At 66.5% G+C, this 7,313-nt stretch carries 6 protein-coding genes; 3 read left to right on the top strand and 3 right to left on the bottom strand.

Translation table 11 applies throughout. From position 1 onward, the window contains the following. Both J0M27_RS20965 and J0M27_RS20960 read left to right on the top strand, forming a co-directional pair. Window positions 1-1,079: oligopeptide/dipeptide ABC transporter ATP-binding protein (locus tag J0M27_RS20965; protein WP_294996549.1), on the top strand; the 1,079-nt coding region annotated here is incomplete at its 5' end. 148 nt (window positions 1,080-1,227) lie between these two features. After that, window positions 1,228-1,680 (top strand): cupin domain-containing protein, encoded by a 453-nt coding sequence (locus tag J0M27_RS20960; RefSeq protein WP_294996547.1) that lies wholly within the window; start codon window positions 1,228-1,230, stop codon window positions 1,678-1,680. Window positions 1,681-1,805: 125 nt separating this feature from the next. Here J0M27_RS20960 and J0M27_RS20955 read toward each other — a convergent pair whose 3' ends face one another. The 3 genes from J0M27_RS20955 to gloB all read right to left on the bottom strand — a co-directional run bounded on the left by J0M27_RS20955 (window position 1,806) and on the right by gloB (window position 6,376). Next, window positions 1,806-3,176, bottom strand: coding sequence for a transglycosylase SLT domain-containing protein (locus J0M27_RS20955; protein ID WP_294996544.1), 1,371 nt, complete (start codon window positions 3,174-3,176; stop codon window positions 1,806-1,808). Between the two features lie 88 nt (window positions 3,177-3,264). Beyond that, window positions 3,265-5,346, bottom strand: a complete 2,082-nt coding sequence (locus J0M27_RS20950) for a caspase family protein (protein WP_294996541.1) — start codon at window positions 5,344-5,346, stop codon at window positions 3,265-3,267. A gap of 250 nt (window positions 5,347-5,596) precedes the next feature. Beyond that, the gene (gene gloB / locus J0M27_RS20945) at window positions 5,597-6,376 is read right to left on the bottom strand and encodes a hydroxyacylglutathione hydrolase (RefSeq protein ID WP_294996538.1); all 780 of its coding nucleotides are present in this window, start codon (window positions 6,374-6,376) and stop codon (window positions 5,597-5,599) included. Window positions 6,377-6,403: 27 nt separating this feature from the next. On the opposite strand from gloB, the gene J0M27_RS20940 reads away from it, so the two are divergent. Further along, window positions 6,404-7,135 (top strand): class I SAM-dependent methyltransferase, encoded by a 732-nt coding sequence (locus tag J0M27_RS20940; protein WP_294996536.1) that lies wholly within the window; start codon window positions 6,404-6,406, stop codon window positions 7,133-7,135. Window positions 7,136-7,313: the final 178 nt, after the last annotated feature.

The raw sequence follows: 7,313 nt of genomic DNA, 5'->3' as shown, positions 1-7,313 counted from the left end.
CGACCACGCTGCCGCCGTGGCGCAAGGTCGATGCCGGGCAGCGCGTGCGCTGCCACCTGCCCGGCGCGGCGCCGGCGCTGGCGACAAAAGTCGGCGCTGGCGACACGGCACGGTCAGGCGAATCGCAACCGCTGCTGGAAGTCCGCGACCTGCAGGTGCATTTCCCGATCCGCCGCGGCATCCTGCAACGCGCCGTGGGTGCCGTGCGCGCGGTCGATGGCATGTCGCTGCAACTGATGCCGGGGCGCACCCTGGCGCTGGTCGGCGAATCAGGCTGCGGCAAGACCACGGCGGGCAAGGCGATGCTGCAGTTGCTGCGACCCACCGCCGGCAGCGTGCAACTCGACGGTGTCGAGCTGACCGGTCGCTCGCTCGGCGAACTGCGGCCGCTGCGCGCGAAGATGCAGATGGTATTCCAGGATCCCTTTGCGTCGCTCAATCCGCGCCTGCGCATCGGCGAGATCATCGCCGAAGGCATGCTGGCACAGGGTGTCGCGGGAGACCCGGCGGCACGCATCGGCGGCCTGCTGGAGCAGGTCGGCCTGCGCGCCGACATGGTGGGCCGTTACCCGCACGAGTTCTCCGGCGGCCAGCGCCAGCGCATCGCCATCGCCCGCGCGCTGGCGGTGAATCCGCAACTGCTGATCTGCGACGAGCCGACCTCGGCGCTGGACGTGTCGGTGCAGGCGCAGATACTCAACCTGCTGTCCGACCTGCAGCGCGACCTGAAGCTGGCCTACCTGTTCATCACCCACAACATCGCGGTGGTGGATTACCTGGCGCACGACGTGGCGGTGATGTACCTCGGGCGCGTCGTCGAGCAGGGCTCTGCCGCCGAGGTCCTGCGCAGTCCGCGCCATCCCTACACGCAGGCGCTGCTTGCTGCCGTGCCGCGCGTCGATGGCGGGCGCGGCGAGGCGCCGAAACTGGCCGGCGACATGCCTTCGCCGGCCAATCCGCCGGCCGGCTGCCATTTTCATCCGCGCTGTCCCCTGGCCGACGAGGCCTGCCGCCGCGACTATCCGGCGCAGCGCTCCTTCGGCGCGACGCAACTCGTGCGCTGCATCAAGGCGGGCTGAGCCTGGGGGCTTACGCTGCGTCGTTCCGACCGCAGCAAATCAACTACTGTATTTCCGGGATCGGGAATACCCCGATTCCGGTATTCCTTGCATGGTGGCCTTGATCTAGGATTTTCCTGCCCATCTTTTCCATCATCAGGAGATTGTCATGAACTCGACCCACGCGCGCAATTTCGTCCGTCCCGCTTCCGTGCTGACCGCAGCGGCGCTGCTGCCGATGCTTGCATGGGCGCAGGCAACCCTGGCACCGGTGGTGCCGCAAACTCCCGGATTTACATCCAAACCCGTGCTGGTGAGTCCGATCAGCGGCGTGGAAGGCAAGGAGTTGGTGCTGATTTCCGTGACGCTTGAACCCGGTGCTTCCTCGCCTGCACATACCCACCCGGGCGATTGCTATGGCAGCGTGCTCGAAGGCAGCATGGAGTTGCGTGTGGATGGCAAGGAGCCGAAGCGGCTTTCGGCCGGCGATGCATATGCCACGCTGGCCAACCCGGTACACCAGTTCGTCAATGTTGGCGACAAGCCGGTCCGACTGCTCAATACCTTGGTGGTGGAGAAGGGTAAGCCGCGGACGGTGCCGACTCCGTTCCCTGCCAAGTGAACCTGAAAGCGCCCTGTTTCGAAAATGGCGCGAATTCGAGCCGAGGTTCAGCGAGTTCCGTAATGCTTTTCCGGCCTATATGCGCACATCCTTGAAATCATCGGACTGAACCGAAGTTCTCCGGTTCAGCGCTTCTTCGGCTTGGGCGCCGGCTTGCGGATCTTCACCGTGATCGCGCCTTTTTTCGGCTTGGCGGCGGATTTGACTCCCGCCTTGCCGGGCTTGCCTTGCTTTGCCTTGACCGCCCTGGGCGGACTGGCGGGCGTTTGCGGCAGGCGCGCGGTGAGGCTGTCGTGGCTGATCGCATCCTTGCCCGGCACCAGCAGGGCAAGGCCGGGCACCACCTTGGTCTTGGCATTGATGCCGTTGAGCTGCTTGAGGCGGACGATGCTGAGGCCGTAGCGCCTGGCCACCGCGTCGAGCTTCTCGCCCTTCTTCAGGTTGTGCGTGAACCAGGCGCTGAGCGGCTTGTCCTGGGCTTCATGATGTTGCAGGTTGGCGAGGAAGGTCTGCACCTTGTCGGCCGGCAGCACCAGCGGACTGTTCGATGCACTCGGCATCACCGGCCGGCTGTAGGCCGGGTTCAGCGCGATGAATTCCTCGACCGGGATCTCCGCCAGGCGCGCCGCCAGTGCGATATCCATGTTCTCGCTGCGCTCCACCGTGCCGAAGTAGGGACGGTTGGGAATCGGGTCGAGGCTGATGCCGAACAACTGCGGCTGGGCGATGATGTTCTTGATCGCCTGCAGCTTGGGCACGTAGTAGGCGGTTTCCGCCGGCATCTTCAGGTTGCGGTAGTCGGTCGGCAGGCCCTTGGCCTGGTTCTTCGCCACGGCGCGGCCGACGGCGTTTTCGCCCCAGTTATAGGAGGCCAGGGCGAGGTGCCAGTCGCCGTGCATTTCGTAGATGGTCTGCAGGTAGTCGAGCGCCGCGCCGGTGGAGGCGACGATGTCGCGGCGCTGGTCGAACCAGGCGTTCTGTTGCAGCTTGTAGGTCTTGCCGGTGGCCGGGATGAACTGCCACATGCCCAGTGCGCGCGCCGATGAATAGGCGAGCGGATTGAAGGAGCTTTCCACCACCGGCAGCAGCGCAAGTTCGGTGGGCATGCCGCGCTTCTCGAGTTCCTCGACGATGTGGTGCAGGTAGCGCCGGCTGCGCTCGAAGATGCGCTTCAGCAGGTCGGGCCGGTTCAGGTACCAGGCCTGGCGATCGGCCACCAGCGGGCTGTCGAGGTCGGGCATGGAAAAGCCGTTGCGCATGCGCTGCCAGAGGTCGTCGGGCGGCGTGGTGAGGTCGATGGTCGGAATCGGCGGCAGTTCGTCGCGCACTTCCTGCGAGGGATCGGGCAGCAGGGGCACCACGGTCGAGGGCGCCGGCGCGAAGCCCAGGGTCGAGCTTGGCGCCAGTTCGGCGGTCAATTGCAGTGCCTGCTCGGCTTGGGCCGAAGCGGTGAGCAGGAGCAGCAGCAGCGGAACGAGGCGGCGGAACGGTGGCATTGGGCGGGAGATGCACCGTCGAGGGTGCGCGTGAAGGCGGCGAATCTTATCACCGCTTGCCGCCTGGACGGCGACCGGGCGAGGTTTGCTACAGGGCGCCCCGCGTCCGCTGCCGCAGGGAAACGAGTTCGTGCCTTTCGGTCTGGCCGAATCGACTTCTCCCGACATGGGTGACGAACTCGCGCTTGATCGGAAAATTGATTCCCGGCACCAGCCATAGCCTGATCTCCAGCCGGTGGTTGAAGGTCGTGTTCCAGCCCACGCCCTCGATGGCGAAGGTATCGAAGGTCCCCGCCGGCACCGTCACGGTTTCGCGGCGGACGATGTGCAGGTCGTAGTAGGCGTTCGACGACTTGTCGCCACGGGTGCGGCGGAAGGCCGCCGTCCATTTCTTGCCGACCTGGAACTCGGCCGGCGTCAGTTGGACCGGAGCGTCGTACTCGATCTGCCCGGCCTTGATGATGTTGCCCATCAGGTCGGCAATCGTCTGGCCCTTGTTGAATTCGACCCGGTCCTGATCGTAATCCACCCGCGTCACGCGCGGGCTGTATACCCGCTCCTCGACACCGGTCAGGAGGTCGGACTGCCTGATGGTTGCCGTATCGCCGACCGTGAAGATGCGGGCCAGCGGATAACGTCCGGCGGAGTAGGGATTGGCCGAGGGCGGAATCAGCACCGGCACGGGGACACCGGCCCGGATATCCAACGGAGGCGGCTCGCCGGGAGCGGGTGGCAGCCTGCCGGATGGGGTGCCCGCGGTGGCAACCGGTTCCGGCGCGGCCTGCGTCGGTTTCGTCGCAGTTGCGGCCTGCCGGCGGGCCAGGGCTTCGTCGGCAAGACGCTTTTCTTCCGCCGCGCGGCGCTGGCGTTCCTGTTCGGCGCGTGTTTGCTCGGCGGCGATGCGCTGCTTTTCCTGCTGTTCGCGCTCCTCGGCCAGGCGCTTCTCTTCGGCGATCCGCAGGCGCTCGCGTTCCTGGTGTTCGCGTTCCAGCCTGCGCCTGGCTTCGAGGGTCTTCTGTTCGGCCTGGCGTCGGCGCAGTTCCTGGAGCTGGCGTTCTTCCGCCTGCTTGCGCTCGGCGGCGAGGCGCTGCTCCTCGGCCAGGCGGATTCGTTCGCGTTCGGCGCGCTCGCGTTCCTGGCGTTCGTTTTCCCGTCGCTGTTGTTCCTCGAGCGCGCGCCGCTCCTCCTCGCGCCGCTTTTCGGCGGCGAGCTGTTCGGCCTCGGCCAGCAATCGGGCCAGGCGCATCTGGGCGATTTCGGCGAAGCGGCCATTGGGGAAGTTGCGCAGGTAACTGATCCAGTCGTCGGCATTCTTCGATGACTTGATCCGCGTCCATTCGGTCACGTCGGCTTCGAGCTGGCGTTCGATTTCGGCTTCACTGAGCTTGCCGGCTTCGCCGGCGAAAATGAACACGTCGCCTTCGAGCGAGGTCGTTTCCCAGGGTATCTGCGCGCCGTTCGACGCCAGTCGCACGTTGAGGCGTACGCGCTTCAGCGCGTCCTCGACGCGGGTGCCGCGGCGGCCCAGTTCGCGCACCAGGTGCTCGGTGTAAAGGCCGTTCTGACCCTCGCCGTCGGAAGCGACGTTGCCCGGCGAAGTGGCGTAGGCGAGCAGGCTGCCGACGGGGGCGTCGAACTGTGAAAGGCCCTTCTGCTCAGGCCGGTAGGCGGCGCCGAAGGGGTTGTTGCGACAGGCGTCGAGGATGATGACGAAGGTCTTGTCCTTCGCCGCGTTGAGCTGGCCGAGCAGCAGGCCGAGGTCGACGCAGCGCTGCTTCAGGTCGTCCTGCTTCTGCACCACGGCGTCCACCGGCAGCAGGTAGTTGCGCCAGTCGAGCTGGGCGCCATGGCCGGCGTAATAGAACACCACCAGCCGCGTGTCGGACCGCTTGGCCGCCGCGCCGAAACGCTCGATGGCGGCCAGCATGTCGACGCGCGTGGCGTTCAGGTGCGAATCGACCGAGAAGCCGGCCTGGGTGAAGAGGCTGCCGACCGCCTTCGCATCGTTGGCAGGATTGACCAGTGGCGAATCGCGGTAGGCGCTGTTGCCGATGATCAGCGCCAGGCGCGAGGGATCGGGCGCGGCGGGATTCGCGGCCCAGACCGGGCGGAACGACAGTGCCGGCGGGATCGCGGCGAGGGCCTGGATGAAACGGCGACGGCTGGTCATGGTGAGTTAGCGTGAAACCACTGATTGGGCCGCTGGTGAAATCGAGCGTAGCGAGCCGCTCTGGAACCCCCCGTGAGGGGGCGAGGCGGGAATTCGCGACGCATGCGTCGCGCCGCCGCAGCCGGCTGGCTGTGCAAAGCCAGCCGTGGGCCGTTTGGCGGGAAGGGGGGCGGGCCGAATTTGCTCGCCCACGGCTTGCTGAGGATGCGAATGTTCCAAGATTCGCGGGTGATTGTCGAATCCACGGACGTTAAAAACGGTTCTTCCACTCGCGGATCGCGGTGAAGGTTTCGATCGCGTCTGCCGGCGCATGACCGAGGCGCCCCGCGGCGGCGGCGCGCACGGCGGGCGCGTCCCAGCGCAGGAAGGGATTGGTGTCGAGTTCGATCCCGATGCGGGTAGGCACCGTCGCGCGTCCGGCGGCGCGCTCGCGCGCCACGGACTCGACGCGGCGCTGCACCGCCACACTGCCGGGTTCGACGGCGGCGGCGAAGCGCAGGTTGCTCTGGGTGTATTCGTGCGCGCAATAGACAAGAGTCGGCGCCGGCAACACGGCAAGTGCTGCCAGTGAAGCCTGCATCTGCGCCGGCGTGCCCTCGAACAGGCGCCCGCAACCAGCGCCGAACAGCGTGTCGCCGCAGAACAGCGCACCGGCCGCGCCGATGTTTGGGCCATAATAAGCAAGGTGGCCGCGGGTATGGCCGGGCACGGCGATCACCTCCAGCGCGACGCCGATTTCGGGCAGCTCGAAGCGTTCGTCGCCGGCCAGCGGGCGCGTCACGCCGGCGATGTTTTCCAGCGCCGGGCCGAACACGGGCACGGGCCAGCGGGCGGCGAGTTCCGCGACGCCGCCGATGTGATCGCCGTGGTGGTGGGTGGCGAGGATGGCGCAGAGGCGGTCGCCGCTGTCGGCCAGGTGCGCGATCACCGGCGTCGCGTCGCCGGGATCGACCACCGCGACATGGCCGTTGGCGCGCAGCAGCCAGATGTAGTTGTCGTCGAAGGCGGGCAGTGCAGTTATCTCAACCATTAGGCAATTTTCACCGTTCAGGGCGCAATGTCAATTGAGGGATTCGAGGACTGGCTGAAAACGTCGGCAGGCCAGTATGTGCTTGATTGGGAGCAGCAGAAGCACGACCTGCTGGTGGCCGACATCTTCGGCTTCAATGCCGTGCAGTTGTCGCTGCCCGGGCACGACTTCCTGCGCGCCAACCGCATGCCGCTGCGCTTCCGCTGCGACGACGGGCGCTACGACGGCGTGTCCGAGGTGCGCTCCGACCTGCATTTCCTGCCCTTCGCCAACAACAGCATCGACCTCGTGGTGATGCCGCACACGCTGGAATTCGATCCCAATCCGCACCAGGTGCTGCGCGAAGTCGAGCGCGTGCTGGTGCCGGAAGGCCATGTGATCGTCACCGGCTTCAATCCCTTCAGCCTGTGGGGCGCGCGACGCAAGCTGTCGCGGCGCCAGGCGCTGCCGCCCTGGCGCGGCGCCTACCTCAGCGTGCCGCGCCTGAAGGACTGGTTTTCCCTGCTCGGCCTGGAGATGCAGGCCGGCGCCTTCGGCTGCTACGCGCCGGCCGTGACGCAGGAAAAGTGGCTGCGGCGCTTCCGCTTCATGGATACTGCCGGTGACCGCTGGTGGCCGATCGCCGGCGCCGTGTATGTGGTGCAGGCGATCAAGCGCCAACACGGCATGCGCCTCATCACCCCGGTCTGGAAGGACCGCAAGGCAAGGGCCAAAGCACTGGTGTCGGTGGCGCAGCGTGAGCGGGCGGAGGACCGCTAGGTGGCCCCATCCGGGAACCGCAAGCAGTGCGCGATCCCGGTGGGGCGCTGCTATTGAGACTTCCGTAATTCATGACATCACCACAAGGTAGCCTGCATCCAGCAAGCGGCGATGATCGAGGGGCGCTTTTGAGCGCTCTTGAGTTTGTTGCGTGCGGTCGTGTGCAGTTCGCTCAGAT

Origin of the sequence: Sulfuritalea sp. (assembly GCF_017302275.1) — a bacterium.
GTDB lineage: Bacteria > Pseudomonadota > Gammaproteobacteria > Burkholderiales > Rhodocyclaceae > Sulfuritalea.
The sequence above is the reverse complement of the archived record's forward strand: the minus strand, read 5'-3'. Positions and strand labels throughout refer to the sequence as shown.

Coding starts and splice junctions, on each gene's coding strand:
- J0M27_RS20960 (WP_294996547.1), top strand. CDS start 1,228: ATGAACTCGACCCACGCGCGCAATTTCGTCCGTCCCGCTTCCGTGCTG.
- J0M27_RS20950 (WP_294996541.1), bottom strand. CDS start 5,346: ATGACCAGCCGTCGCCGTTTCATCCAGGCCCTCGCCGCGATCCCGCCG.
- gloB (WP_294996538.1), bottom strand. CDS start 6,376: ATGGTTGAGATAACTGCACTGCCCGCCTTCGACGACAACTACATCTGG.
- J0M27_RS20955 (WP_294996544.1), bottom strand. CDS start 3,176: ATGCCACCGTTCCGCCGCCTCGTTCCGCTGCTGCTGCTCCTGCTCACC.
- J0M27_RS20940 (WP_294996536.1), top strand. CDS start 6,404: ATGTCAATTGAGGGATTCGAGGACTGGCTGAAAACGTCGGCAGGCCAG.